This is a genomic window from Qipengyuania nanhaisediminis, assembly GCF_900115585.1.
GTDB lineage: Bacteria > Pseudomonadota > Alphaproteobacteria > Sphingomonadales > Sphingomonadaceae > Qipengyuania > Qipengyuania nanhaisediminis.
The window spans coordinates 1-23,544 of the sequence record NZ_FOWZ01000005.1; the positions used below are offsets into that span (position 1 = coordinate 1).

At 61.6% G+C, this 23,544-nt stretch carries 25 protein-coding genes, 1 tRNA gene and 1 pseudogene; 9 read left to right on the top strand and 18 right to left on the bottom strand.

The genetic code is table 11. The annotated features are described in order from the left end of the window. A partial coding sequence (locus BM173_RS13290; RefSeq protein ID WP_143089652.1) for an integrase core domain-containing protein occupies positions 1 to 314 on the top strand: 314 nt, incomplete at its 5' end. 24 nt (positions 315 to 338) lie between these two features. Here BM173_RS13290 and BM173_RS13295 read toward each other — a convergent pair. The 4 genes and pseudogenes from BM173_RS13295 to cpdR form a co-directional block, all read right to left on the bottom strand. Then, positions 339 to 536 carry an NAD-dependent epimerase/dehydratase family protein gene (locus BM173_RS13295; RefSeq protein ID WP_090482860.1) on the bottom strand — a complete coding sequence of 66 codons (198 nt, stop codon included), beginning with the start codon at positions 534 to 536 and terminating at the stop codon, positions 339 to 341. After that, positions 533 to 1,594: pseudogene (gmd, locus tag BM173_RS13300) on the bottom strand (GDP-mannose 4,6-dehydratase). Before gmd ends, BM173_RS13295 begins: the two are co-directional and overlap by 4 nt. Before the next feature lie 210 nt (positions 1,595 to 1,804). Next, positions 1,805 to 1,879, bottom strand: a tRNA-Val gene (locus BM173_RS13305). Positions 1,880 to 1,964: 85 nt separating this feature from the next. Beyond that, positions 1,965 to 2,357 (bottom strand): cell cycle two-component system response regulator CpdR, encoded by a 393-nt coding sequence (cpdR, locus tag BM173_RS13310; protein ID WP_090482863.1) that lies wholly within the window; start codon positions 2,355 to 2,357, stop codon positions 1,965 to 1,967. Between the two features lie 112 nt (positions 2,358 to 2,469). Between cpdR and BM173_RS13315 the strand changes: the two genes are divergently transcribed. Beyond that, on the top strand, positions 2,470 to 3,402 hold the full coding sequence (locus tag BM173_RS13315) for an N-formylglutamate amidohydrolase (RefSeq protein WP_090482865.1): 933 nt from the start codon (positions 2,470 to 2,472) through the stop codon (positions 3,400 to 3,402). An 11-nt stretch (positions 3,403 to 3,413) separates the two neighbouring features. On the opposite strand, the gene BM173_RS13320 is transcribed toward BM173_RS13315, so the two are convergent. Further along, positions 3,414 to 4,196, bottom strand: a complete 783-nt coding sequence (locus BM173_RS13320; protein WP_143089653.1) for a M48 family metalloprotease — start codon at positions 4,194 to 4,196, stop codon at positions 3,414 to 3,416. Between BM173_RS13320 and BM173_RS13325 the strand changes: the two genes are divergently transcribed. Beyond that, positions 4,179 to 4,388 carry a hypothetical protein gene (locus BM173_RS13325; protein ID WP_143089654.1) on the top strand — a complete coding sequence of 70 codons (210 nt, stop codon included), beginning with the start codon at positions 4,179 to 4,181 and terminating at the stop codon, positions 4,386 to 4,388. The two genes, BM173_RS13320 and BM173_RS13325, sit on opposite strands and share 18 nt — an antisense overlap. 25 nt (positions 4,389 to 4,413) lie before the next feature. Here BM173_RS13325 and BM173_RS13330 read toward each other — a convergent pair whose 3' ends face one another. Both BM173_RS13330 and BM173_RS13335 read right to left on the bottom strand, forming a co-directional pair. Continuing rightward, complete coding sequence (locus BM173_RS13330) at positions 4,414 to 5,202, bottom strand: SapC family protein (RefSeq protein ID WP_090482874.1); 789 nt, start codon at positions 5,200 to 5,202, stop codon at positions 4,414 to 4,416. Between the two features lie 82 nt (positions 5,203 to 5,284). After that, the gene (locus BM173_RS13335) at positions 5,285 to 6,748 is read right to left on the bottom strand and encodes an FAD-binding oxidoreductase (RefSeq protein WP_090482877.1); all 1,464 of its coding nucleotides are present in this window, start codon (positions 6,746 to 6,748) and stop codon (positions 5,285 to 5,287) included. Positions 6,749 to 6,909: 161 nt separating this feature from the next. Between BM173_RS13335 and BM173_RS13340 the strand changes: the two genes are divergently transcribed. From BM173_RS13340 to BM173_RS13350, 3 genes are all read left to right on the top strand, one after another. Next, the gene (locus BM173_RS13340; RefSeq protein WP_090482879.1) at positions 6,910 to 7,497 is read left to right on the top strand and encodes a hypothetical protein; all 588 of its coding nucleotides are present in this window, start codon (positions 6,910 to 6,912) and stop codon (positions 7,495 to 7,497) included. A gap of 110 nt (positions 7,498 to 7,607) precedes the next feature. Then, the gene (locus BM173_RS13345) at positions 7,608 to 8,978 is read left to right on the top strand and encodes a DEAD/DEAH box helicase (RefSeq protein ID WP_090482882.1); all 1,371 of its coding nucleotides are present in this window, start codon (positions 7,608 to 7,610) and stop codon (positions 8,976 to 8,978) included. Between the two features lie 43 nt (positions 8,979 to 9,021). After that, positions 9,022 to 9,849, top strand: a complete 828-nt coding sequence (locus tag BM173_RS13350; RefSeq protein ID WP_090482885.1) for a sterol desaturase family protein — start codon at positions 9,022 to 9,024, stop codon at positions 9,847 to 9,849. Here BM173_RS13350 and BM173_RS13355 read toward each other — a convergent pair. After that, positions 9,846 to 12,158, bottom strand: a complete 2,313-nt coding sequence (locus BM173_RS13355) for an ATP-dependent helicase (protein ID WP_090482888.1) — start codon at positions 12,156 to 12,158, stop codon at positions 9,846 to 9,848. The two genes, BM173_RS13350 and BM173_RS13355, sit on opposite strands and share 4 nt — an antisense overlap. Before the next feature lie 115 nt (positions 12,159 to 12,273). Here BM173_RS13355 and BM173_RS14815 point away from each other — a divergent pair, with 115 nt between their 5' ends. Next, positions 12,274 to 12,867 carry a hypothetical protein gene (locus BM173_RS14815; protein WP_245755902.1) on the top strand — a complete coding sequence of 198 codons (594 nt, stop codon included), beginning with the start codon at positions 12,274 to 12,276 and terminating at the stop codon, positions 12,865 to 12,867. A 91-nt stretch (positions 12,868 to 12,958) separates the two neighbouring features. Here the strand turns inward: BM173_RS14815 and rsmD are convergent, their stop codons facing one another. From rsmD to BM173_RS13375, 3 genes are read right to left on the bottom strand one after another with little or no spacing between them, the layout of a single operon-like run. Beyond that, a complete protein-coding gene (gene rsmD, locus BM173_RS13365; RefSeq protein WP_090482891.1) occupies positions 12,959 to 13,504 on the bottom strand; it encodes a 16S rRNA (guanine(966)-N(2))-methyltransferase RsmD in 546 nt (181 codons plus the stop codon). Further along, entirely contained in the window at positions 13,501 to 14,265 is a 765-nt protein-coding gene (locus BM173_RS13370; RefSeq protein ID WP_090482894.1) for a pseudouridine synthase, read from the bottom strand. Before BM173_RS13370 ends, rsmD begins: the two co-directional genes overlap by 4 nt. Positions 14,266 to 14,284: 19 nt before the next feature. Further along, entirely contained in the window at positions 14,285 to 15,448 is a 1,164-nt protein-coding gene (locus BM173_RS13375; protein ID WP_090482897.1) for an aromatic ring-hydroxylating oxygenase subunit alpha, read from the bottom strand. Between the two features lie 73 nt (positions 15,449 to 15,521). On the opposite strand from BM173_RS13375, the gene BM173_RS13380 reads away from it, so the two are divergent. Then, entirely contained in the window at positions 15,522 to 17,276 is a 1,755-nt protein-coding gene (locus BM173_RS13380; protein WP_090482900.1) for an AmpG family muropeptide MFS transporter, read from the top strand. Positions 17,277 to 17,308: 32 nt separating this feature from the next. On the opposite strand, the gene BM173_RS13385 is transcribed toward BM173_RS13380, so the two are convergent. The 4 genes from BM173_RS13385 to trpB all read right to left on the bottom strand — a co-directional run bounded on the left by BM173_RS13385 (position 17,309) and on the right by trpB (position 21,627). After that, on the bottom strand, positions 17,309 to 18,589 hold the full coding sequence (locus BM173_RS13385) for a bifunctional folylpolyglutamate synthase/dihydrofolate synthase (protein ID WP_090482903.1): 1,281 nt from the start codon (positions 18,587 to 18,589) through the stop codon (positions 17,309 to 17,311). Positions 18,590 to 18,597: 8 nt separating this feature from the next. Beyond that, entirely contained in the window at positions 18,598 to 19,446 is an 849-nt protein-coding gene (accD, locus tag BM173_RS13390; protein WP_090482906.1) for an acetyl-CoA carboxylase, carboxyltransferase subunit beta, read from the bottom strand. Further along, positions 19,443 to 20,234 carry a tryptophan synthase subunit alpha gene (gene trpA, locus BM173_RS13395; protein ID WP_090482909.1) on the bottom strand — a complete coding sequence of 264 codons (792 nt, stop codon included), beginning with the start codon at positions 20,232 to 20,234 and terminating at the stop codon, positions 19,443 to 19,445. The genes accD and trpA overlap by 4 nt, the downstream gene beginning before the upstream one ends. A 178-nt stretch (positions 20,235 to 20,412) precedes the next feature. Next, positions 20,413 to 21,627, bottom strand: a complete 1,215-nt coding sequence (gene trpB / locus BM173_RS13405; protein WP_090482916.1) for a tryptophan synthase subunit beta — start codon at positions 21,625 to 21,627, stop codon at positions 20,413 to 20,415. Positions 21,628 to 21,718: 91 nt separating this feature from the next. Between trpB and BM173_RS13410 the strand changes: the two genes are divergently transcribed. Next, entirely contained in the window at positions 21,719 to 22,042 is a 324-nt protein-coding gene (locus BM173_RS13410) for a chorismate mutase (RefSeq protein WP_090482919.1), read from the top strand. 15 nt (positions 22,043 to 22,057) lie between these two features. Here the strand turns inward: BM173_RS13410 and BM173_RS13415 are convergent, their stop codons facing one another. The 3 genes from BM173_RS13415 to nrdR form a co-directional block, all read right to left on the bottom strand. After that, entirely contained in the window at positions 22,058 to 22,282 is a 225-nt protein-coding gene (locus BM173_RS13415; protein WP_090482922.1) for a hypothetical protein, read from the bottom strand. Positions 22,283 to 22,355: 73 nt separating this feature from the next. Continuing rightward, entirely contained in the window at positions 22,356 to 23,087 is a 732-nt protein-coding gene (locus BM173_RS13420) for an RNA methyltransferase (protein WP_090482924.1), read from the bottom strand. Further along, a complete protein-coding gene (gene nrdR, locus BM173_RS13425) occupies positions 23,074 to 23,544 on the bottom strand; it encodes a transcriptional regulator NrdR (protein WP_090482927.1) in 471 nt (156 codons plus the stop codon). The genes BM173_RS13420 and nrdR overlap by 14 nt, the downstream gene beginning before the upstream one ends.

Here is a 23,544-nt window from a genome sequence, read left to right on the forward strand (position 1 = left end):
GTGTGGAGTGGCATTACATCGCACCGGGAAGGCCAATGCAAAACGCTTACGTCGAGAGCTTTAATGGCCGCATGCGGGACGAACTGCTCAATGAGACTTTGTTCCTCAGCATGGCTCACGCCCGCGTCGAGATCGCTGCCTGGGTGGAGGACTACAACCGGGAGAGGCCGCATTCTTCCCTCGACTACGACACCCCGGCGGCGTTCGCCGCCAAACTGGATAAGCAATGGCCAGCTTCGCTACGCCCTACGGGCTCCGCTACGCAGCCCATTGCTTCAACCGCGCTCATGCGCAACAACGCGGTCCGGCTCTAATCCCAGCTGGGGGAAAGCTGGGGGTCACGTCACAACGTCCGGCCGCTTGTCGGTGAACCATGCCTGAGTCCTGCTTTGATCGCGAAGGTCGAGGGATCGGGGCGCCGTGAGGACGTCACACGGCTCAATCTCCAATCTGCGTAGCAACGCACCACCCACCATCCCATTGTGGCCGGCTACATAGACCCGCTTACCCTCAAGCGTGAAGCTTGCCGGGCTCATTGGCTGTTCGCGGCAAAATTCGTTTGTAGCAGGGCTAGATCGGCTGCGACCATTTCCCGCGCCAACTCCCGCGCATCGGTCCTGGCCGCCCAGCCGAACGCATCTCGCGCTTTGCTGGCATCACCCTTTAGAGCTTCAACCTCGGTCGGACGGAAATAGCGCTCGTCAATTTCGACCAGTACCCGGCCATCGGACTTGGCGATCGCTTTCTCGTCCAAGCCTTCCCCCACGAATTCGATAGGTATGCCGGCGTCCTCGAACGCCCAACGGACGAATTCGCGCACTTCGGTAGTCCTGCCGGTTGCCAGGACATAGTCGTCCGGTTCGTCCTGCTGCAGCATGAGCCACATCGCTTCGACGAATTCGCGGGCGTGGCCCCAGTCCCGGCGCGCATTCAGGTTTCCGAGAAACAGCTTTTCCTGTTTTCCCAAAGCTATGGCAGCCGCCGCGCGGGTGATTTTCCGGGTTACGAAAGTCTCGCCGCGCAAGGGGCTTTCGTGATTGAAGGCGATCGCGTTGGAGGCGTGGATTCCATAAGCTTCGCGATAGTTCACCGTTATCCAGTACGCGTAGAGTTTGGCTACAGCGTAGGGGCTACGAGGCCTGAATGGGGTATCTTCGTTTTGCGGGCAGTGAGGTGCGTCGCCATAGAGTTCGCTGGTCGAAGCCTGGAAGAACCGGCTTTTCTGTTCCAGCCCGAGGATCCGGATCGCCTCCAGCAGTCGCAGGGTGCCGGTCGCGTCCGCATTAGCGGTGTATTCCGGAGTTTCGAAACTGACACGAACGTGGCTCTGCGCTGCCAGATTATAGATCTCGTCCGGCTGGACTTCCTGCATCAACCGGATGAGGTTCGTCGCGTCCGTCATGTCTCCATAGTGGAGGAACAGGCTGGGATCGGGCGAGTGCGGGTCTTCGTAAATGTCCTCGATCCGCGCCGTGTTGAACGAGGATGATCTACGCTTCACTCCGTGGACTTAATATCCCTTCGAAAGAAGAAGCCGCGCCAGGTACGCGCCGTCCTGACCGGTAATGCCGGTTATGAGAGCCCGCTTGGTCAACACTCAATACCTCTGGTTTGCGACACCGATGGAAGTGTCCGGATTTTCTCCGGTACGCGCAACCCATGGGAAGCTATTGCCTTGAAGGCAACCTCCGTCGCCACAAGCGGGCGGGATTTCCAGATGTTTCTACAGGTCTGCGGGATGGACCGATCCGCAGGCGGCGTAAGCCCCGTTATCCTTGGAATGTGCGGGTCTCGGGAGGTTCGATGGTGGGCGTACCAAGGTTCGAACTTGGGACCCCTACGATGTCAACATAGTGCTCTACCACTGAGCTATACGCCCACGCTATCGAACGTGCCGGTTTAGTCGGCAGGCGCGCCCATTAGCGGGGCAGCACTTGCCGCGCAAGGGGCAAAACGGTCCCGCTTTACAAAAGTTGTGCGCTGACCTGGCTGCCCAGAACGCGTTCCACTTCAAGAACCAGATCGCGAAGGTGGAACGGTTTCGAAAGCACCTTGGCATTAGGTTGCTCGGCACTGGCCTTGAGCGTTACCGCGGCAAAGCCGGTGATGAACATGACTTTGGTGCCGGGGCTGATCTCATTGCACTTCTGGGCCAGCTCGATCCCGTCCATTTCAGGCATTACGATGTCCGAAAGGAGGAGGTCGTACTCCTTGCTTTCCAGCAGGGGCACTGCAGCCGTGCCCCGGTCCACCGAATCGACGACATACCCGGCGTTGTCGAGCGCACGCTCGAGATAGGTGCGCATGGCATCGTCATCTTCTGCAAGCAGGATTCGCTGGTGGTTCGGTTCACTCATGCTGATCTTCTTAACCGAAACCGCTTAACAAATCTTGATAGGATTTGATCGGTGTCCCTCTTTGGCGCAATCGATTTTGACTTGCCTAATCCGGTGCGCCATCACTGACGTCATGACTTCACCGAAAGACCAGGGAGGCGGGGGCGCTCCTCTCCAAGATATCGGCGATGGAACCCCTTTCGAGCTTATCCTCGAGGCGTCACAGTCGATACCGATCCTCATTGCCGCCCCCCATGGCGGAAGAAGTTACTCCGAAGCGGTCGAGCAGTCCTTTCGCGATCCGGCGTGCAAGACCCGTCTGGAGGACCGCTATGTCGATCTCCTTGCGGCGGAAGTGGCACGCGCAAGTGGTGCAGCACTCCTGGTCGCCAAGGCTCCCCGTGCGGAGATCGACCTGAACCGCGCGCCGGACGATGTGGACTGGGGCATGATCTCGGGCGAAGGCGAGGGCAGGACTTCACATTCGCTGGCAAATCGCCGCGCGCGCAGCGGTCTCGGGCTAGTTCCCCGCCGCCTTCCCGGGCTCGGCGAAATATGGCGGGGGCCGATAGAGAGAACGGAGCTGGATCGCCGCATCGAGACGATCCATCATCCCTATCATAGCGCGCTTGGCATGGCGCTGGAGACGCTGCGCGATCGCTGGGGGACGGTGTTGTTGGTGGACCTGCATTCCATGCCGCCGCTCAACCCTAAAACTTTCGGCGGCGCGCGGCCCGAATTCGTGATCGGGGATAGGTTCGGGACAAGTTGTAGCGGAACTCTTTCGGCCGGCGCACTGAGCTACCTTTCACTCAATGGACGGCTTGCGACGCATAACCGACCGTACTCGGGCGGCTATGTCCTCGACAGGCATGGAATGCCGAAACGAGGCCTCCATGCCATTCAGATCGAGGTGTGCCGTTCGCTCTACCTGGACCGCCATCTCGACCAGCCGAGCGCGCGATTGGGCGGCGTCGGCCGCCTCCTCGGTGGTCTGGTGAAGATGCTGGGAAGCGAAGTCGCGAATTTGAGATCGGGTGGTCAGTTTGCAGAGGCTGCCGAGTAGCGCGAGTAGCCTCAACCCTCTTCTTTAAGCATCGGGACGAAATGTATCTGCCAATCGGCCTTGCCGTCGGTGGCGACAGCTTCGATCCGAGGTAGTTCGGCCTCGATCAGGTCTACCCTTTCATCCCACCCGTCGTGCGTTCGTTTGCGAAGAATGCCGCCGCCATGTCTGGGGCCCCATTCGCGCATGAACTCGACGGCGGCCCGGGGGTCGTACCCCGCATTGTAGAGCAGCCAGGGCATTAGACGGTCGGCATCCCGTTCGCTCTTGCGCACCCGGCCACCACGACGACCGTATGTCTCGAAGTGATCGAGATGTCCGAGGAGGTTGTGCGCCATTTCATGGGCGAGGGCGGCAGCGAATTTCGGGGTCGAATAAGCGAATGCGGGAAAGGAGTCCCCGACCAGCACGCGCTCTCCGTCGGCAGCCGCCTTCGAGTTTCCGCTTTGCAGTTCGAACCGCGAGGCGCACAATTCGACCGGTTCTAGCTCGAATGATGTTGCGGGGCCTTGGTCGTCCGCGCGAGCAATGTGCACGAGACCTTCCGGGCCCGGTTCTTCCAGCATCCTATTGATGCGGGCTGCACGCTCCCAGGTCTTTTCGCCGGAGTTCGCAAGAGCTTCGACGTCGATCCCCATGACCGAGGCGAGTGTGTCGTTCTGCCGGATTCCGAGATTGTAGGCTGGCGACCCTGTTGCCACCGACTGTATCGCTACGTCACCGCGAAGCGAGAAATGGGCGCGGACCACGTCCGGTCGCCGGTAGGAAGCGGCATCGTGGATCAGGATCCCCACACCGTGGGTGCGGCGCTGGCAGAAAGGAGCATTCGCCAGGGCCAGACGGTAACCGGTCTGGAAGAGACGGTCTTCCTGTTGCTGGAAAACGTCCAGTGGGGACTGGGAAGGGGGCTGCTTCGTCTCTGCGAGGACCGAAACAGGAAAGCTCGCCGCCAAGGCGAGGGCAATGGCATGGCCGAGCGCGCCTAAGCGGCCCGGCCACGCCGGATGTCGATTAGACGTTTGCAGCACCGTTCTCTGCAATCGCTTCAGGTTTCCAGCCCTGCTGGACCTGCCGCGAGAATACGACACGCATGTTGTCGAGCGAGAACAGGTGAGCGTGGATCAGCATCATCAGACCGTTCTTGTTGAATTCCTCGACCTTGGCAGCCGGAAGTTCACGGACCTTGTCCTGATCGACCATCTTGAAGCCGCGATAGAGGAAAGGCTTGTCGTTGCCGTCAGCCTGGATCGAGACTTCACCGTCCATCAGCAGGTCGTTTTCGATAAGCTGGGCGATGAAAGCCTGCGTACGCTGGGCAGCGCCTTCGAAGTTCTGGCAGAAATCGAGGATCTGCTGGGTCGCTTCGGCCGCTTCACCATTTTCGAAGAGCGGACGGCCTTCGTCGAATTCGCCAACAGCATCGCTGGTCGGATCGAAGCAGAGCGAAAGCTGGTCGCTATCGCGCTGCAGCTTGGCGAGCATGAAGGGATAGCGGCGAATGTATGCCGGAATGTACACCGGGTCGGTGACCTTGCCGTTCTCGTCGACGAAGGTGTTCACGCCTTCGTTGAGGCCCATGAGCGCCAGCGGCAGCGGGGCTTCGCCGGTCGAGAAAACGATCGGGAAATTGCGCTGGGCCTGGACGAACTCTTCGACGGTCAGCGGGATCGCGTGGGCTTTCGACAGCCAGGGGGCCGAGTCCAGCGAACGCGACTTGTAGTTCGCGTGATCCTTGCTGTTCAGCGGCATGAGATCGTTAAAGAAAAGGGGCAGTTGAGGCTGCTGCGGCGCGCTCGCCATGAAATTTCTCCGAAGTCGTTATGATATGATTGGGATGAGACGCGGATCCATGGTGAACCCGCATGCGCCCTCGATTGGGGCTTTAGGCGTTCAAATCGCCTTTCGCAAGCGGGACCAACTTGCCCGGATTGAGCAATCCCCGGGGGTCTAATGCGTCCTTGATCGCCCTCATCACCGACAGCGAAACAGGATCGCCGAGCCGGCCCAATTCGTCCCGCTTCATCTGGCCGATCCCGTGCTCTGCACTGATCGAACCATCCCATTGGGTTACAAGGTCATGGACGAAGGCGCTTATCTCCTTGCCTTGTCCTTCTTCCCATTCTCCCTTGACCGCCTGCGGAGGGGCAAGAACGTGGAAGTGGACATTTCCGTCACCCAGGTGCCCGAAGGCGACGGCCCGTGTGCCCGGAAACCGCTCCTCGATGAGCGGGGACGCATGCTCCACGAATTGCGCCATCGTCGCCACGGGGACCGAGATGTCGTGCTGCATCGCCGGTCCGATCGCGCGCTCGGCTGGCGAGATCGAATCGCGGATTAGCCAGAATGCCTCCGCCTGCGTCTCATTCGCGGCAATGACCGCGTCTTCAAGGAGGCCCTGTTCCATGGCGGAGGAGAGCATGTCCTCGGCAAGCGGCTGGAGGGCGCCGACTTGTCCCGCTTCTGCGACGAGTTCGATCAATGCATGCCATGCGTGATACCCCGCCAGGGGATTGCGCGCATCGGGCAGGTGATCGAGGACAGCCTCCAGGCAATGCGATGGGATAACCTCGAACCCTTCGAGTTCTTCCGCCGCCATATCCTCGCAATGGAGCAACAGCTGGCGCGCTTGCGACAGGGATTCCAGCCCGGCCCAGATGACACATCGCCCCCCGATCTCAGGCAGCAACCGCAAGGTGGCGGCAGTCACGATCCCGAGCGTTCCCTCAGATCCGATCAGCAACTGTTTCAGATCGAAACCGCGATTGTCCTTTTTCAGCGGGGTAAGCGTGTCGAGGACCTGGCCGTTGGCCATTACGGCTTCGAGGCCAAGGACCTGGGCCCGCATCGTGCCGTGGCGGAGGACCTGCGTCCCGCCGGCATTGGTCGAGATGAGGCCGCCAATTGTTGCCGATCCCTTCCCGCCAAGGGTCAGAGGGAAACGTAGCCGGTGTCGTGCCGCCTCATCATGGACGGTTTGCAGGACTACGCCAGCTTCGCACGTAACCTGCTTTGCTTGCGCATCGATATGCCTGATTGCATTCATGCGCCTTAGCGAGAGGATAATCGAGTTCCCCGCTTTGTCCGGCGTAGCGCCCCCCGACATGCCGCTATTGCCGCCTTGTGGCACGATCGGCACTCCGTGCTCGGCGCACAGGGCCACCAGCCGGGCGACTTCGCGCGTATCGGCAGGCGATGCGAGGCCCAGTGCCTTGCCGGTGTAACGGCCGCGCCAATCGGTGAGCCAAGGTGTTACGAGATCGGAATCCTGAGTGAATCCGCGTGGACCAAGGATCTCTGCGGCCTGCTCAACGAATGATCGCGATGTCTCTGTCATTGATGCGCTCATGCCACACTGGATAGGCAAGTCACTACCTATTGCCATTGGTGACGATGTAATATTGCCATTGGTGACGATGTAATTAAGCCGTTATTCAAACGTCGAGGGGCAGGGCGTCCGGAACGCGCCGTAGCTCCCGCCGCGCGGACACGAGGATATTGATCGCCCCGATGCCCAGCTTGTTTTCCCTGACCGCGCCCCTGGCGTTGTTGCTCGCACCTGGTGCGGTGCAGGACGATGCGGGCGCGCGGGGAACGTGCGAAGCGCCTACTTGGCAGCAAGCGCGCGACGGGAATGGCCGGGCTTCACCGCTGCCGTTGTCTGCACGCACCGACGCGTGGAATTCCATTTTCGATGCACCCAAGCCACCCCAGGCCAACCAGGTCAGGATCGAGGGCAGGGTAATCCTGCGCATCTCGCCTGCCCGCGGCCCTGCTCGACAGAGCCTGATGGCCGAAAATGTCGAGCCGCAGCGCAGGCAACTCGTCGAGCGGCCATTCGGCAAATGCATCGATGCCAAGCGGATCGGCGGTGTGGCGGATCAGGGAAGCAGGCTGTTGCTGTTCCTTCGGGACCGCAGGACCCTGTCGGCGCAACTCGAGAAGGGCTGCAGTCCGCGCGAATTCTACCAGGGCTTCTACATGGAGCCATCCGATGACGGCCAGCTATGCGTAAACCGCGATCGCCTGATGAGTCGGTCCGGAGCCAAGTGCAAGGTTGCAAGCTTGCATCAGATGGTGCTGGAAACGGTCGAATAACCGCGCTTTTCCTTGACTGTTCAGGGTAAAACGTCAAAGGGCGCAATCGAAAGAAGCTGCATCTTGCGGCGCTTTCCTCTTTCCGCATCTCTGGGGCATCCGACACTCGCATGAATTTCGCCGATCTCGGCCTTTCACCTGACTTGCTCAAAGCCGTCTCCGACGCCGGCTATACCGAGCCGACGCCGATTCAGGCCCAGGCCATCCCGCCCGTCCTGATGATGAAGGACATCATCGGTATCGCGCAGACCGGAACCGGCAAGACGGCGAGCTTCGTCCTGCCCATGATCGATGTCATGGCCAGCGGTCGCCGCCGCGCCCTGATGCCGCGTTCGCTGATCCTCGCGCCGACACGCGAACTGGCCGCGCAGGTGGCCGAGAATTTCGAGAAGTACGGCAAGAACCATGACCTCAAGCTCGCGCTGCTGATCGGCGGCGTGCAGATGGGCGACCAGGTCAAGGCCTTGAACGAGGGCGTCGACGTGTTGATCGCCACGCCGGGACGCCTCATGGACCTGTTCGAGCGCGGAAAAATCCTGCTCAACGGCTGCGAACTGCTGGTCATCGACGAAGCGGACCGGATGCTCGACATGGGGTTCATCCCCGACATCGAATTCATCTGCGACAAGCTGCCCGAAAGCCGCCAGACGATGCTGTTCTCGGCGACGATGCCGCCGCCGATCGAAAAGCTTGCGAAGAAATTCCTCAAGAATCCCAAGCGTATCGAAGTCAGCCGTGCGGCGACGACGAACAAGGATATCACCGCTTTCAAGATCCCCGTGCAGCAGCGCCAGAAGCGCGAGACCCTGCGCTGGCTGCTCCGCCACGACCAGGTCGAAACGGCGATCATCTTCGCCAATCGCAAGACCACGGTGCGCGAGCTCAACAAGAGTTTGCAGAGCCATGGTTTCGCCAGCGGCGAAATTCACGGCGACATGGACCAGTCCAGCCGGATCAAGGAACTGGATCGCTTCAAGTCCGGCGACATCAACATCCTAGTGGCCAGTGACGTCGCGGCCCGCGGGCTCGACATCAAGGGCGTCAGCCACGTCTTCAACTTCGACACCCCCTGGCATCCGGACGATTACGTCCACCGTATCGGCCGCACCGGCCGCGCCGGAGCCAAGGGCCGCGCCTTTACTTTCGTGGCAGGCGATGATGCCGAGGCGATCGCCAATGTGGAGAAGTTGACCAAGTCGGAAATTCCGGTCTTCGGCAAGAAAGACGTCCGCGTGGAGCTGGTCGAACCGGCTGCGAAACCGGAAGCGAAGTCCAAGCGGGACGATTCCGGCGACAAGCCAGAGCCCAAGAAGCGCGCCGAGAAACCGAAAGCCAAGTCGGACAAGCAGGACAAGAAGGCCGATCGGTCTGAAAAACCTGCCAAATCCAAGGCGCCGAAGGCAAAGCCTGAAACTGCCGCAGAAGATGCCGGCGATTGGAACGGCCCGGTCCCGGGTTTCCTCGACGTTTCGACGAGTTGACTTAACGTCTCTCTAACTACAATCTTGTAGTGATGGGGACGTGATGGAAATCTTCGAAGAACACTTCCGGTATACGGTCAGCCTGCTCTTTTTGGCGGGCCTGTTCTTTGGCTCGCTCGCGCTGATCATGAAGCGTGGCGCTATCTTCGCCGCTATGAACCGTGGGCGCAAGGAATTCACCACCAACCTTGCGTTGACCTTCATAAATCTGGTCATCCTCGCGCCGTTTCTCGCTCTTCCCTCCGGGGCGGTGCGCGATTTCATCGGCATGTCGGAAAACTTCGCGGGCTTCTGGGACAGCATACCCGGCTGGCTGACTGTAGTGATCGCCTTTCTGGTGTTCGATTTCGTGATCTACTGGCGCCACAGGTTCGAACATTCGCCGCTCTTGTGGCGTATTCATGCCACCCACCATGCCGATACCGCCCTGTCGTGGCTGTCGGTGCAAAGGAAACATCCCTTCAGCAAGCTGCTGAGCGTGTGCGTCGACCTCAGCCTGTTGCTGCTTATGGGTATCCCTGAATGGGCGATCGGGACTGCCGGCCTTGCAATTACCTTCTGGGGCTTCCTGGTGCACTGCGACGTGAACTGGACATTCGGCCCGCTGCGCCACTGGCTTATCTCGCCCGCTGCGCACCGGCTGCATCATATCCGCGACGAACGCCTGATGGGCACGAACTTCGGCAATACGCTGACCGCCTGGGATCGGATGTTCGGCACGTTTTGCGATCCGACGCCCTATGTCGGGTGTGAAACCGGTATCGAGGAAGGGACACGCGGCATCGCAGGCGAACTCGCACGTCCGTTCGAGAAGCGGTACTGGCGTCGCAAGCCCGTGGCGGTCGAGGACGACAGCGAAGCTGTCGCCTAGTCGGAGACCGGCTTGACGAAGCTGTCGAGCACCCGCTTTTCGCCCGACGTTTCGAATTCGATGGTCAGCTTATTGCCTTCCTGATCCATCACATATCCATAGCCGAATTTGTCGTGGAACACGCGCGCTCCGACCGCGACATCGGTGCGCGGCTTGGCGGCGAAGCTCGCGGCACTCTTGCCGGGTTCGGCGAGCCGCTTGGGCGTGGTGTCGTAGCCCGAAGCAAGCGCGCGCTGCCAGCCGGGACCGCGCACTGAAGATCGCCCGGGGCGATTGCTGGATACATGGGCGAACGGATCCTCGTTCTCCGTCCAGTTCGCACGCCACAGCGAAGCACCGCCGCTCATCGTCGTTTCGCTCTCGACGTAGTCGTCGGGCAATTCCTCGATGAAGCGGCTCGGTATGGAACTCGTCCACTGCCCGTAAATGCGGCGGTTGGCCGCGTGGTAGATGGTGCAACGCCGTTTCGCGCGGGTGATCGCCACGTAGGCGAGACGCCGCTCTTCTTCGAGGCTGGCGAGGCCGCCTTCGTCGATTGCACGCTGGCTCGGGAAGACCCCTTCTTCCCAACCGGGCAGGAACACGTGGTCGAACTCGAGTCCCTTCGCGGCGTGCATCGTCATGATGGTGATCTTCTCGCCGTCATTGGCGCGGTCGTTGTCCATCACCAGCCCGACATGCTCCAGAAAATCGCCGAGCGTTTCGTAGTCTTCCATCGCGCGGGCAAGCTCGGTCAGGTTCTCCAACCGGCCGGCGCTTTCGGCACTACGGTCCTTCTGCAGCATTTCCTCATAGCCGCTTTCCGCCACGACAATGCGCAGGAGTTCGGATGGGGTGACCTTTTCGGATTGTTCGCGCCAGTGCACGAACTGCGAAAGCAATCCCACCAGCGTATTGCGCGCACGGGCGGGGAGCTCGTCCGTTTCGGCGAGGTCTAGCGATGCAGCGGCCAAGGGCGCCTGCGTCCGGCGCGCATGGCGCTGCATCACCTCCAGCGTCTTTGCGCCAAGTCCGCGCTTCGGCTGGTTGTAGATGCGTTCGAAAGCGAGATCGTCTGCAGGCTGCGAAATGACCCTGAGATATGCGAGCATATCGCGGATTTCGGCGCGTTCGTAGAAGCGGAAGCCGCCGACGATCCGGTAGTTCAACCCGATCTGGATGAAGCGATCTTCGAATTCGCGCGTCTGGTATTGGGCGCGCACGAGGATGGCGATTTCGTCGAGCGGGGCGCCTTCGGATTCGAGACGTTCGATCGCTTCGCCGACGCGGCGCGCTTCTTCCGGGCCATCCCATACGCCGACGACGCGGACTTTTTCTCCGGAAGGCAGTTCGGTCCACAGTGTCTTGCCGAGCCGTTCGCTATTGGCGTTGATGAGACCCGAAGCCGCAGCGAGGATTTGCGGCGTCGACCGGTAGTTCTGCTCCAGTTTCACAACCGCAGCGCCCGGGAAATCCTTTTCGAATTTCAGGATGTTGGCGACCTCTGCCCCGCGCCAGGAATAGATCGACTGGTCGTCATCCCCGACGACGCAGATGTTCTTGCGCTCCTGCGCCAGCAGGCGCAGCCACAGATACTGGACCTGGTTGGTGTCCTGGTACTCGTCCACGAGGATGTATTTGAAGCGCTTCTGGTACTGCGCGAGCACGTCGTGGTGCTGGCGAAATATGTTCAGCATATGCAGCAGAAGATCGCCGAAATCGCACGCGTTGAGCGCCTTCAGACGATCCTGGTACAATTTGTAGAACTGCGTTCCGCGCCCGTTGGCGTAGGCCTCGTTTTCGACCGCATCGAGATCGCCGGGATTGAGACCGCGGTTTTTCCAGCGATCGATAAGCGCGGCGAGCTGACGGGCAGGCCAGCGTTTCTCGTCCAGCTCCTGATCGCGGATCAATTGCTTGAGCAGGCGCAGCTGGTCGTCAGTGTCGAGAATGGTGTAGTTCGACTTCAATCCCACCAGCTCGGCATGGCGGCGCAGCATTTTCGCACCGATGGAATGGAAAGTGCCGAGCCATGGCATCCCTTCGACCGCGTCACCGATGTGACGGCCGACCCGTTCGCGCATTTCGCGGGCTGCCTTGTTGGTGAAGGTGACGCACAGGATTTCCGAAGGCCAGGCCCTGCGTGTGGCAATCAGGTGAGCCAGCCGGGCAGTGAGCGCGGCAGTCTTTCCCGTGCCCGCACCCGCAAGCATCAGCACTGGTCCTTCGGTGGTCAGGACGGCCTGGCGCTGCGGCTCGTTCAACATCGCGGCATAGGCCGGAACGTCGCGGTCTTCCGTCAAATCTTGCGGGGAAGGGGGCGTAGTCATCTGCCAGAACAGCTAGGGAACGCGGGGCTTCAGCACAAGGGGGCTGATGACTGTTTCGGAACCTTGCACACGGGCTTTGCGTAGTGTCGGCAATGATGACAAAAGGAGAAGCCCCTTGAAAAGGTTCATTTTTGCCAGCGCCGCAGCGCTCGCTTTTACCGCCACGCCCGCGATGGCCGACCATCACATGGAAGGCGAAGCCAAGGCCTATGTGCTGACTGCGGACCAGCAGTCGACCTATGACGGCTGGCCGGGCGACCGCCGCAGCATCTATGACGCATGGCCGGCAGGCGCTCAGGAATATTACTGGACCCTCGAACCGGAACAGGAAGCCGGTTGGTGGGTGCTGAATGACACGCAGCGCGTGCGCATCTATGAAATGAACACGGAACAGCGCGCACAGGCCTGGACTGCAATCGCAGCCCAGATGCAGAATGCGAACGCCACGTCGACTGCCGCCCGTACCGCCTCGAGCTCGGCAACGACGGGTCCCCGTTTCGTCCGCAGCGAAGTGGTACAGACCACGCCTGCCGATGCCGGTCCCCCGGACGGCGAACTGCCGATCTGCTCCAGCGATGCTCAGGACAACTGCATCAACGCCTGGGAAGCAGGCAAGCGCGGCCCGGGTGTAAACCGTCCGCTCGAATATTGGCCCGGACGTCCGGCCAGCGAGATCGATGAACCGCTTCCGGCCACGCGTGACGATTAGGTTACGGTGATTTCGTCCCTGCCGTTTTAACCGGCGGAGACGCTTGGAGGGGGCAAGGTTGCCATGGTGACCTTGCCCCTTTCCTATGCGCTCAATCAGCGAGACGCAGGATGGTAAGCTTGGCTTTGCCGACCACACGCTCGGCCTCGATCGCAAGCCCGCGCAGCTTTATCTCTTCGCGCTTGTGCGTTTCGAGAGCGATCCAAGTGGCAGGGCCTATCCAGCCCAGCCTCAGCATCCGGTCGAGCGCGACTTGTCCGGCACCTGTGTCGTACGGCGGATCGAGCAGGATGAGGTCATGGGTCGCCTTGGCGGGACCAAGGCTCATGACCGACCCGGCCTGCACGGTTGAACGCTTGCGGGCATCGAGAGCCGCGATGTTGGCCTTGATCGCCTTTACCGCGTCCGGGTCCTGTTCGACGAAAAGGCAGTGTTCCGCGCCGCGCGACAGGGCTTCTATGCCGAGCGCGCCGGATCCTGCGAAAAGATCAAGGACGGAGAGACCTTCGAAGCTTCCCAGCCGACTGGCCAGCATATTGAACAGCGTTTCGCGGGTCCGGTCGGCGGTCGGGCGCGTTCCTTCGCCCTTTGGTGCGACCAGTTTGCGGCCACGCCAGTCCCCGGCAATGATCCTCACTTGATGTCTCGCAGCAATTGCTTGCGGAATTGCTCGACCGCCTCGCGATTGATTTCGGCTGCTTGCCCGCGCGGGAGATCGGCCAGCTCGAACGGACCGTAGGAAATGCGCATCAGGCGGTTTACCTGCAGGCCGAGGTGTTCGAGCACGCGGCGGACTTCGCGGTTCTTGCCTTCGGTCAGCGTCATCTGGATCCAGCGGTTCATGCCGCTGCCTCGTTCGAGATCGGCCTCGATGCGCCCGTAGCGAATGCCGTCGATCTCGACGCCTTCTATCAGGTCATCGAGCATGGTCTGCGTGACATCCCCGAATGCACGCGCACGATAGCTGCGCGGCACGCCGGAAGACGGCAGTTCCATCGCCCGCTTCAGCTCGCCATCATTGGTTAGCAGCAACAGGCCTTCGGTGTTGAAGTCCAGCCTGCCCACCGGCATCACCCGTCCGGCCGACTTCGGCAGCGCATTGCGCAGCGCTGCATAGATTGTCGGCCTGCCTGCGGGATCGCGTTCCGCCGTGATCAGGCCAGAAGGCTTGTGGAAGGCGAACAGGCGGGTGGCTTCGGCCTTGCCGACCGGCTTGCCATCGACACTGACACCTTTCAGCGAGGTCAACTTGACTGCTGGCGTGTCGAGTACTTTCCCGTCGAGAGACACGCGGCCGTCCGCGATCATGCGTTCGACCTCGCGACGGCTGGCGACACCAGCCCGTGCGAGCAGCTTGGCGATACGGTCGCCTTCTTCCGGAAGTCGATTGTCGGACATAACCCGCGCGGTTAGGCGCTCAGTTGGCGGCGCGCAAGGCTTCCTCGACCGTCTCGTGATAGCGGCGTATCCCGCCCTCCATCGTGCCAAGCGTCAGTTCGGGGACCGCACCGGTCTCCAGCCCCTGCTGACCGAGCTCCGCAGCGCGGAAATCCTCGCTCGCGAAAACCCCTCCGTCGAGCAAGGCCCAGCTGCGCTCCCAGTGATCGCGCGCCTTGTCGGTGCTCGGATGTTCGGGGATCAGCATGAAGTCCTCGACGAGCGTGCGGTTATGCGCCTGCGGCATCATCACCATCACGTTGATATAGTCCGGACTGGGGATGACGAGGGCGCCCGGCAGCAACTGGTATGCGAAGGTGATCACGCGCCGCATCTGGTCCATGTCTTCCAGGTCAACGCCTTCCATCTCTTCCAGCCTGCCGACGGCGCTGCGGGCAAAGGGGCCGATCATGTCGCCGCTAGTGACTCCGTCCTTGAAGAAGGGGCCGATGGTCTGCGCATGTAGACGCGTGACGTGGTAGCTTTCGAGGAAAGCATCCATGATGAGCTTCCAATTGCCGGCCACATCGTGGGTCTTGCGGCGGAACAGCACGTGTTCACCCATGCCGAGCGCGTCGAAATCCTCGCCGATCTTATCGGCATAACCGAAATCAGCGGTCTCTTCCTGCGGGCTAAACCAGATGAGACCGCCGGTCTCTTTCGATGGAAGTTCGACCAGTCCCATCTCACCATTGTCGAGCTCGGGGAAAGAATCGGGTCGCGGCAGAGCAAGAAGGCGCCCATCCACCGAGTACGTCCATGCGTGATAGGGGCAGACGAGCTTTTTCGTGCACGCCACTTCATCGCCTTCGACCAGCCTGGTCCCACGATGGCGGCAGACGTTGAGGAAGACGTGGGCCTTGCCGTCGGCATCGCGGGTGATGAGCAAAGGGCGGCCGGTCGCGTCATGGGGGAGGGCCATCCCGGGGTCGGGCAGGACTGCGCTGGGGCACAGGATCTGCGGGAGCCGATCGTAAATCGCAGCCTTCTCGCGCTGCCAGTGTTCGGGATCTGTATAGACGCTCGCCGGCACGCTCGATTGGCAGAGGTTTTCCTGCTTGCGATTCTCGGCGATATCGCGCGCCAGTCGCAGCATTCCGTCGGTTGGTCGCCGACCTGTCGCCAGTGTGTTCGGAACACCCATCGGACCTGTTCCTTTCTCCTTCTCTCGCGGCTAGTGTCGCAAAAAACAGACCATAACAAAAGGACGCTAGGGAATGGCCGAAGCGGTTGCCGACGAAAAGAAAAAGAAAATATCGACCTGGCGCGCTCTAGGCCTGGCACTTTCGAACCGGAAAAGCGGCTTTATGGCGCTGTTCGGTTTCGCCCAGGGCCTGCCGCCGGCGCTGTTTCTCGGCACCCTCTATGCGTGGTTGAGCGAGGCGGAAGTCGACCTCGAAACGATGGGCGTCTTCTCGCTCGTCGGCCTCGCCTATGCCTTCCAGTTCCTGTGGTCCCCGCTGCTCGACAAGGTCGATATCCCGGGGCTGCGCAGGCTCGGCAAGCGCAAGCAATGGATCGCGCCGATGCAGTTGATCGTCGGCATTGCCTTGCTGATCATGAGCTTCCTCGATCCCAAGAGCGCGCTCGGCTGGTTCAGCCTGCTCGCTGCGATCGGTGCTTTTGCCAGCGCGACGCAGGATATCGCCATCAACGCGTGGCGCATCGACGTGGCCGATGAAACGGCAACGCTCGATATCCTCTCGACCATCACGCAAATGGGCTTCCGTCTCGCCGCGCTGATCGGCGGCGCGCTGGGCCTCATCATTGCAGAGCGGATCGGCTGGCCGCAGACCTATGTCATCATGGGCGCGATCATGCTCGGCATCGGCATCGCTGGGCTGTTTGCGCCCGACGCCAGCGTCGAGAAACGCTCCGCCGCAACGGTTGCTGCCAGCGAAGACGAAGTTGCCGAGCTCTACAATGCGGGCGAGGTGACCGAGAAGGTCCGCAACCACGCCCTTATCGGTGTTGGGCTTCTATGGGGTTGGGCCATCGTCACGGTCGTGGTCTTCATGGTCCGATCGATGACCGCCGCTCCTGAAAACCGTCCTGATGTGACGGAATTTACGACGACATTCGGCCCCCTGATCGTGATCGCCACCGTCGTGCTCCCGGCATTCATCGCGGCCTGGATCGCCAAGCAGAAGCAGGTCGGCAGAAACGTGATCGTCTCTGCCCCTGGTGTAGGCGCCGGGCATAGCGTGAAGTTCACCGATCACCTCTATCGCGCGCTTGTTCTGCCGCTCGTGGAGTTTGTGGGCCGCATGGGCTGGTCGCTGGTCCTGATCCTGGCGCTGGTACTGACCTATCGCATTTGCGATTCGATCTGGGGCGTGTTTGCCTACCCGTTCTACTTGGGCGAGCTGAACTACTCGGGCGACCAGGTGGCATTCGCCTCCAAGTTCTTCGGCGTCTTCGCGATCATCCTGGGGCTGGCGCTTGGCGGCTGGATCATCACCCAGTTCGGGCGGATGTTCACGCTGACGCTGGGCGCTGCGCTGGCTGCGGCGACGAACCTCCTCTACGCCGATCTCGCCATTGGCGGCCAGCTGATGCAGGCGGGAAGCGACGCCATCGGGTTTACCGCCCTCGTCAATTTCATCGCGGGCGTCTTCCAGATGTCCGAGATCGAAGGTTTGGCGCGCCTGACCTTCACGATCTTCTGGGAAAACCTCGCAATCGGTATCGCAGGCGCGGCCTACATTGCCTGGCTCTCCAGCATCGTCGCCAAGAAATATGCGGCGGTCCAATATGCCCTTCTCGCATCGCTGACGCTGTTGGTCGGCACGCTCGGTCGCGGCGCGCTTGGCCAGATGATCGAGGAGCGGGGATATTACTTCGTATTTATCTTCACCACGCTGATCGGTGTCATTGCGGTCATCCTGTGCCTCGCCGAATGGTACCGCGAAAGCCGGGGCAAGGCCGCAGCTGGCGTGGTCGCACCGGAGCTGGGAGAGCAGGCCGCCTGAGGGGGCGACTTCCTAAACGCTGATCACTGCACCTAGTCTGGTAGCTCGTCGTTGAGGCGCAAGACCTCTCCGGCAAGGTAGAGTGATCCGGCGATGAGAACCCGGCAGTCATCTTTGGGCAGGGCGCGCAGCGCTTCCTCGACCCCGGCAGCACTGCGCGCAGCGTCCCCGAAAGCTTCTACCGGATGCGCCTCGTGTCCCGGAACGGGCACGATGGTTAGAGTGCGAAGCCTGTCGGCAAGCGGCTCGGTCAACGCGCGCGGGTCTTTGTTGTCGAGCATACCGAGGATCAGGTGCATCGGGCCTGCGAAAGCGGTTGCGACGGCCTGCCCGGCATTGGGATTATGCCCACCGTCGAGCCAGACTTCGCGCTTTCCGGCCAGGGCGGTCAGCGGGCCATCCTTCAACAGCTGCATCCGGGCAGGCCAACTGGCGCATGCGATACCTTTCCTGATCGCCGATTCTTCGACCCGAAGATGGTTTTGGCTACGAAGCATTGCATGGGCGAGGGCGGCGTTGCGCTCTTGGTGCGGGCCGCGAATACCCGGCTCGGGATAATCCTGCGCCTCCGGGTCGATAGCCCCATTTCCATACGAGTTTGCCATAATCAGCTGCGCGCCCACTTTGCTGGTTACGCTTTCGATCATTGCCTCCGCTTCTGGCGGATTGCTCTCAGCTATGACTGCGAGCGGCACGCCCGCCTTCGCAATGCCTGCCTTTTCGAACGCGATCCGGGCAATCGGCTCCGATGGCACGCCCTCTTCTGGAGCGAGCAGGAAACGTTCGTGGTCGATGCCGAGCGCTGCGATACCGCAGGCTGCTAGCACTTCCGGTTCGAGCACATTCGTCGCATCGAACCGTCCCCCAAGTCCCACCTCGACGACGCAGGCATCGGCCGGAACGCGCGCAAACTCGGTGAAGGCGGCGGCAATCGTGACTTCGAAGAAGCTGGGTTTCAGATCCTTGCCCGCATCGAGCACTTCGGCCAGCAATTCCGCCAGTCTCTCATCGGCGATCAACTCGCCCGCTACCCGGATGCGTTCATTATAGCGAACCAGATGGGGGCTGGTCGTCATGTGGACCGAGTATCCTTGCGCTTCCAGCATCGCGCGCAGGAACGCGCAGGTCGAACCCTTCCCGTTGGTCCCTGCGACATGGAAAACGGGAGGCAGCTGGCGGTGCGGATTGCCCAACCGGTCGAGCAGTGCGCGGATTGTGTCCAGCCCAAGCCGTCCATCGGGCACGCTGAGGCGTGCCAAGCGATCCAGCTGGGCCTGCACGGCAGCGCTTTCGGAGCGGGCGAAATCCCGCATGGAAGGGGTCAGGCCGCCTCGGCGGGTGCCAGGTAATCCAGCAGCGTCGCGATCGTGTCCTTCAGGTCATGGCGGTGGACGACCATGTCGACCATGCCGTGCTTGTGCAGGTATTCGGCCCGCTGGAAGCCATCGGGAAGCTGTTCGCGGATCGTGTCCTGGATCACGCGCTGGCCTGCGAATCCGATCAATGCGCCCGGTTCCGCGATGTGGACGTCGCCAAGCATGGCGTAGCTGGCCGTAACGCCGCCCGTGGTCGGATCGGTGAGGACGACGATATAGGGCAGTCCGGCCTCTTTCAGGCGGCGCGTCATCACGGTCGCCTTGGGCATCTGCATGAGGCTGAGAATGCCTTCCTGCATGCGCGCGCCGCCGGCTGCGGTCACCACGATATAGGGCGCGCGGCGGGTGAGGGCGCGCTCTGCCCCCTGGCAGAACGCCGTGCCGACGGCCATGCCCATCGAGCCGCCCATGAAAGTGAAGTCCTGCACGCCGACGACGGCAGGCTTTCCTTCGATCGCACCCGATCCAACGATGAATGCATCGCGATGCGGGCTCTTAGCGCGGGCTTTCTTCAAGCGCTCCGTATACTTTTGCGAATCCTTGAATTTAAGCGGGTCTTCGCGAACTTCCGGCACGGGCAGGGTTTCGAAGCCTTCATCGAGCAACTGGCGCAGGCGTTCGTCTGCACCGATACGACCGTGATGTTCGCAGCGCGGACAGACGTAGGCGTTTTCCTGATATTCCTGCGCGAAAACCATCTGCTGGCAGCTGGGGCATTTTACCCAGAGATTTTCGTCGGTGCTGCGCTTGGGCAGCCAGGAGATCGAGTTACGGACGCGTGTGAACCAGTTCATGCAGCGCCCTTTGCCGCCGAATGGACCGCCTTGGCAAGCCCTGCGGTAAGCTCGCTCAGCTTGGCGGGTGCATCCGCGCCGTGCTTACCGACCAGTTCGACAAGCGCCGAACCCACGACGACGCCATCGGCGACCTCGGCAATCTCTGCCGCCTGTTCCGGCGTACGCACGCCGAAGCCGACGGCCACCGGGATATCGGTCGATCGCTTGATGCGGCTGACATTCGCTTCGATGGATTCGATGGCGGCTTGCTGCATCCCGGTGATCCCGGCGACTGCGACGTAGTAGAGAAAGCCCGACGATCCTTCGAGGACCTGCGGCAGGCGCTTCGCATCGGTTGTGGGCGTCGCGAGGCGGATCGGAGAAATGCCTGCGTCGCGCAATTGCGGACCGAGCGCATCATCTTCCTCGGGCGGAATATCGACGCAGATCACGCCGTCGACGCCCGCTTCCTTCGCCGCATTGGCGAACCAGTCCGGGCCGCGCCTGATCATCGGGTTGGCATATCCCATGAGGACCAGAGGAACCTCGGGGTGCCGTTCACGAAATTTGCGTGCGATGCGCAACACATCGGCGGTGGTGGTCCCTGCGTTGAGCGAGCGAATATTCGCCGCCTGGATCGCCGGACCATCGGCCATGGGATCGGTGAAGGGCATGCCCAATTCGATCACATCCGCGCCGCCCTCGACCAGCGCGTCGAGATTGGCCGCAGTGTCGCCATCGCCTGCAGTAACGAAGCAGACGAGCGCGGGATGGGGCTTGGAGAAGGCGTTGGAAAGGCGGGTCACGGTTCACTCCTCCGCGTGCCCGCCGCAAGGCCAAATATTGCTGCGATGACAAGCGCATATGGCGCAATCGCAGGTGCATCAATGTCTCTGCTCAAGATCACAAAGCCCAAGGCCGAGAGAATGAAACCGATGGGCAGGCCGATGAGGAATAAGACGCCTGCGCGAGCGGGAGAGAAAGTCACATCTCCACTCCCAACTTTTCTGCCACGGTGAAGATGTCCTTGTCTCCGCGACCGCACAGGTTTGCGAGGATCACGCTGTCCTTCGGCATCTCCTTCGCGCGCTTGGCGACTGCTGCGATGGCGTGGCTGGGCTCTAGCGCCGGGATGATGCCCTCGGTCCGGCAGAGGAGCTGGAAGGCCTCAAGCGCCTCTTCGTCGGTGACGGCGGTGTATTCGACGCGGCCCGTGTCCTTGAGCCAGGCGTGTTCGGGACCGATGCCCGGATAATCGAGACCGGCGCTGATCGAGTGGCCTTCGGTGATCTGGCCGTCCTCGTCCTGCAGCAGATAGGTCTTGTTGCCGTGGAGCACGCCCGGGAAGCCGCCGAGGAGGCTGGCTGCGTGTTCGTCACCATCGAGGCCGTGACCTGCGGCTTCGACACCCAGCAGCTTGACCTCGCGATCGTCGAGGAAGGGGTGGAACAGGCCCAGCGCGTTCGAACCGCCGCCGATGCAGGCCACGGCGAGATCGGGCAGGCGTCCGATACGGTCGAGCATCTGCGCGCGCGCTTCCTTGCCGATGATGCTCTGGAAGTCGCGGACCATTTCCGGATAGGGGTGGGGACCGGCTGCAGTGCCGATGATGTAGAAGGTGTCTTCCACGTTCGCGACCCAGTCGCGCAGGCCTTCGTTCATGGCGTCTTTCAGCGTGCCGCGCCCGCTGGTGACGGGTACGATCTCTGCACCGAGCAACTTCATCCGGAAGACGTTGGGCGACTGCCGGCGAACGTCTTCTGCGCCCATGTAAATCACGCAGGGCAGGCCGAAGCGCGCGCAGACGGTGGCTGTTGCGACGCCATGCTGGCCCGCGCCGGTTTCCGCGATGATGCGGGTCTTGCCCATGCGGATCGCGAGCAGGATCTGCCCGATGCAATTGTTGATCTTGTGCGCGCCGGTGTGATTGAGCTCGTCGCGCTTGAACCAGACCTGCGCTCCACCAAGCGCCTCTGTCAGGCGTTCCGCGTGATATAGCGGCGAGGGGCGCCCGACATAATGCTCCAGCAGGTCATCAAACTCGCGCCGGAATTCCGGATCGGCCTGCGCCTTGCGATATTCACGCTCGAGATCGAGGACCAGCGGCATGAGCGTTTCCGCCACGTAGCGGCCGCCGTAATCGCCGAAATGCCCGCGTTCGTCGGGCTGGTTGCGGAAGGTATTTGCCGTGCTTGCCATGGCGCCTCCATGACGGGGAGAATTGCCAATGTCGAGAGAGGGTTTGGTTTGCGCTCGACAAGTGCGTCTGGCTTCGCCATTCGGCGCGGCCATGGACACCTCAAAGCCTGCCGATTTCAAACTGCCCGAAGACTGCCAGGACATGCGCGAAGTGCGCATCGGCGTCGATACGACCGACCGCGAACTGATGGAATTGCTCGACCGCCGCTTCGGCTACATGCGTGCGGCAGCGCGCATCAAGACCGACCGCAATGTGGTCCGAGACGAGGCGCGCAAGACAGAAGTCATTGAAAACGCGCGCGCCGATGCAGAAAAGCGCGACCTTCCGGCCGGGAAGATCGCGCAAATCTGGGACGATCTGGTCGAAACCTCGATCGCTTACGAACTGGGTGAGTGGGACCGCCTCAAGGGCTAATCCCATTTCCGCGGATCAGTTGCCGCGATTGAATTCGATCCATTCCGCTTCGGTCATGCAGACCTTCTGCTTGCGGCGGCTGCTCATGTCGGCGCGAACATATTTGCAGATTTTCTCTGCGTCCTTCTTCGCCTCTGCCTTGGGAGCATCCGCACGGGTCTCGGCAGGCACTTCCTGCTGGCCCGCGAAAGCGGGAGCGGCGAGGATGGTGAGGCCGGCGGCGATCGCGGCTAAACGCATAGTAATTCCTTGAGTTGAATGGATTTCGCGCTGCGCCTAATCGCTTGCCGTTGCAGTGTCGACAGGCTTGCGATCAATCCCCGCGCGGTTTTCGCTGAAGCGATGACAGCACTCCACGAAGGGTGCGAACCTCCAGGTGGTTCCAGCCCGGTTTCGTGAGCACTCCGCGCAAGGTACGGCGCGTGGAATCGGCACGCGCTTCCGGCAGGAAATAGCCGTTCGGTTCAAGCATGCTTTCGAGGTGGCCTATTAGCCCTTCGAGCTCTTCTTGCGGAGCAGGCGGCAGGAGATCTTCCTGCGTCGGCTGGGCAAGCGTCTCGTGCTTGCTCCATTCGTAGGCGCAAAGGATCACGGCCTGGGCGAGGTTTAGCGATCCGAATTCCGGGTTGATCGGAACGGTCAGGATCGCGCGCGCCAGCGCAACGTCCTCGGTCTCCAGTCCCGAGCGTTCGGGCCCGAAGAGGATCGCGCTGCGACCCGAAGCAACCGCCATCTCAGAGGCAGCTTCCTCCGGGGTCACGACCGGCTTCGTCACTCCGCGCTTGCGCACGGTGGTGGCGTAGACATGGGCGCAGTCCGCAACGGCCTCTGCCGTGGTCGCATAGACCTGCGCATTTTCGAGAACGACATCCGCGCCCGATGCGGCGGGCCCTGCCGAAGGGTTGGGCCAACCGTCGCGCGGCTCGACGAGACGCAGCTCGCTGAGCCCGAAATTGAGCATGGCGCGCGCGGCCTTGCCGATATTCTCGCCAAGCTGGGGCCGGACGAGAACGATGACCGGTTTGCGCAGTTCAGCCTCGCTCATTGGCTGCGGCTTCCTGCACCGTGCTGGCGAATTCCTCGAAATCGCGGGCCTCGCTGAAGTCGCGATAGACCGAGGCGAAGCGGATATAGGCGACCGAATCCAGTTGGCGCAGACCGTCCATGACCATCTCGCCGATCCGCTGCGATGCGATTTCGGCTTCGCCGGCGGTTTCGACCTGGCGCTGGATGCCGGAGACGAGCTGGTCGATCCGTTCAGGAGCGACATCGCGCTTGCGACAGGCGAGCGAGATGGATTGTTCGAGCTTCGCGCGTTCGAACGCTTCGCGCCGGTCTCCGGATTTGACCACGGTGACTTCGCGCAGTTGCACCCGTTCGAAGGTAGTGAAACGGGCGCCGCAGCTGGAACACTGGCGGCGACGGCGGATCGAGGTCGAATCCTCGGTTGGACGACTGTCCTTTACCTGGGTGTCGTCGAATGCGCAGAAAGGGCAGCGCAT

What these genes read in the sequence shown, in the direction of transcription:
- BM173_RS13330 (WP_090482874.1), bottom strand. Translation starts at nt 5,202, where the DNA reads ATGGCGAGCGCGCCGCAGCAGCCTCAACTGCCCCTTTTCTTTAACGAT.
- BM173_RS13350 (WP_090482885.1), top strand. Translation starts at nt 9,022, where the DNA reads ATGGAAATCTTCGAAGAACACTTCCGGTATACGGTCAGCCTGCTCTTT.
- BM173_RS13410 (WP_090482919.1), top strand. Translation starts at nt 21,719, where the DNA reads ATGGACACCTCAAAGCCTGCCGATTTCAAACTGCCCGAAGACTGCCAG.
- BM173_RS13340 (WP_090482879.1), top strand. Translation starts at nt 6,910, where the DNA reads ATGCCCAGCTTGTTTTCCCTGACCGCGCCCCTGGCGTTGTTGCTCGCA.
- BM173_RS13375 (WP_090482897.1), bottom strand. Translation starts at nt 15,448, where the DNA reads ATGGGTGTTCCGAACACACTGGCGACAGGTCGGCGACCAACCGACGGA.
- BM173_RS13380 (WP_090482900.1), top strand. Translation starts at nt 15,522, where the DNA reads ATGGCCGAAGCGGTTGCCGACGAAAAGAAAAAGAAAATATCGACCTGG.
- BM173_RS13415 (WP_090482922.1), bottom strand. Translation starts at nt 22,282, where the DNA reads ATGCGTTTAGCCGCGATCGCCGCCGGCCTCACCATCCTCGCCGCTCCC.
- trpB (WP_090482916.1), bottom strand. Translation starts at nt 21,627, where the DNA reads ATGGCAAGCACGGCAAATACCTTCCGCAACCAGCCCGACGAACGCGGG.
- BM173_RS13355 (WP_090482888.1), bottom strand. Translation starts at nt 12,158, where the DNA reads ATGACTACGCCCCCTTCCCCGCAAGATTTGACGGAAGACCGCGACGTT.
- BM173_RS13385 (WP_090482903.1), bottom strand. Translation starts at nt 18,589, where the DNA reads ATGCGGGATTTCGCCCGCTCCGAAAGCGCTGCCGTGCAGGCCCAGCTG.
- cpdR (WP_090482863.1), bottom strand. Translation starts at nt 2,357, where the DNA reads ATGAGTGAACCGAACCACCAGCGAATCCTGCTTGCAGAAGATGACGAT.
- BM173_RS13420 (WP_090482924.1), bottom strand. Translation starts at nt 23,087, where the DNA reads ATGAGCGAGGCTGAACTGCGCAAACCGGTCATCGTTCTCGTCCGGCCC.
- BM173_RS13345 (WP_090482882.1), top strand. Translation starts at nt 7,608, where the DNA reads ATGAATTTCGCCGATCTCGGCCTTTCACCTGACTTGCTCAAAGCCGTC.
- BM173_RS13335 (WP_090482877.1), bottom strand. Translation starts at nt 6,748, where the DNA reads ATGAGCGCATCAATGACAGAGACATCGCGATCATTCGTTGAGCAGGCC.
- BM173_RS13315 (WP_090482865.1), top strand. Translation starts at nt 2,470, where the DNA reads ATGACTTCACCGAAAGACCAGGGAGGCGGGGGCGCTCCTCTCCAAGAT.
- nrdR (WP_090482927.1), bottom strand. Translation starts at nt 23,544, where the DNA reads ATGCGCTGCCCTTTCTGCGCATTCGACGACACCCAGGTAAAGGACAGT.
- accD (WP_090482906.1), bottom strand. Translation starts at nt 19,446, where the DNA reads ATGAACTGGTTCACACGCGTCCGTAACTCGATCTCCTGGCTGCCCAAG.
- BM173_RS13370 (WP_090482894.1), bottom strand. Translation starts at nt 14,265, where the DNA reads ATGTCCGACAATCGACTTCCGGAAGAAGGCGACCGTATCGCCAAGCTG.
- BM173_RS13295 (WP_090482860.1), bottom strand. Translation starts at nt 536, where the DNA reads ATGAGCCCGGCAAGCTTCACGCTTGAGGGTAAGCGGGTCTATGTAGCC.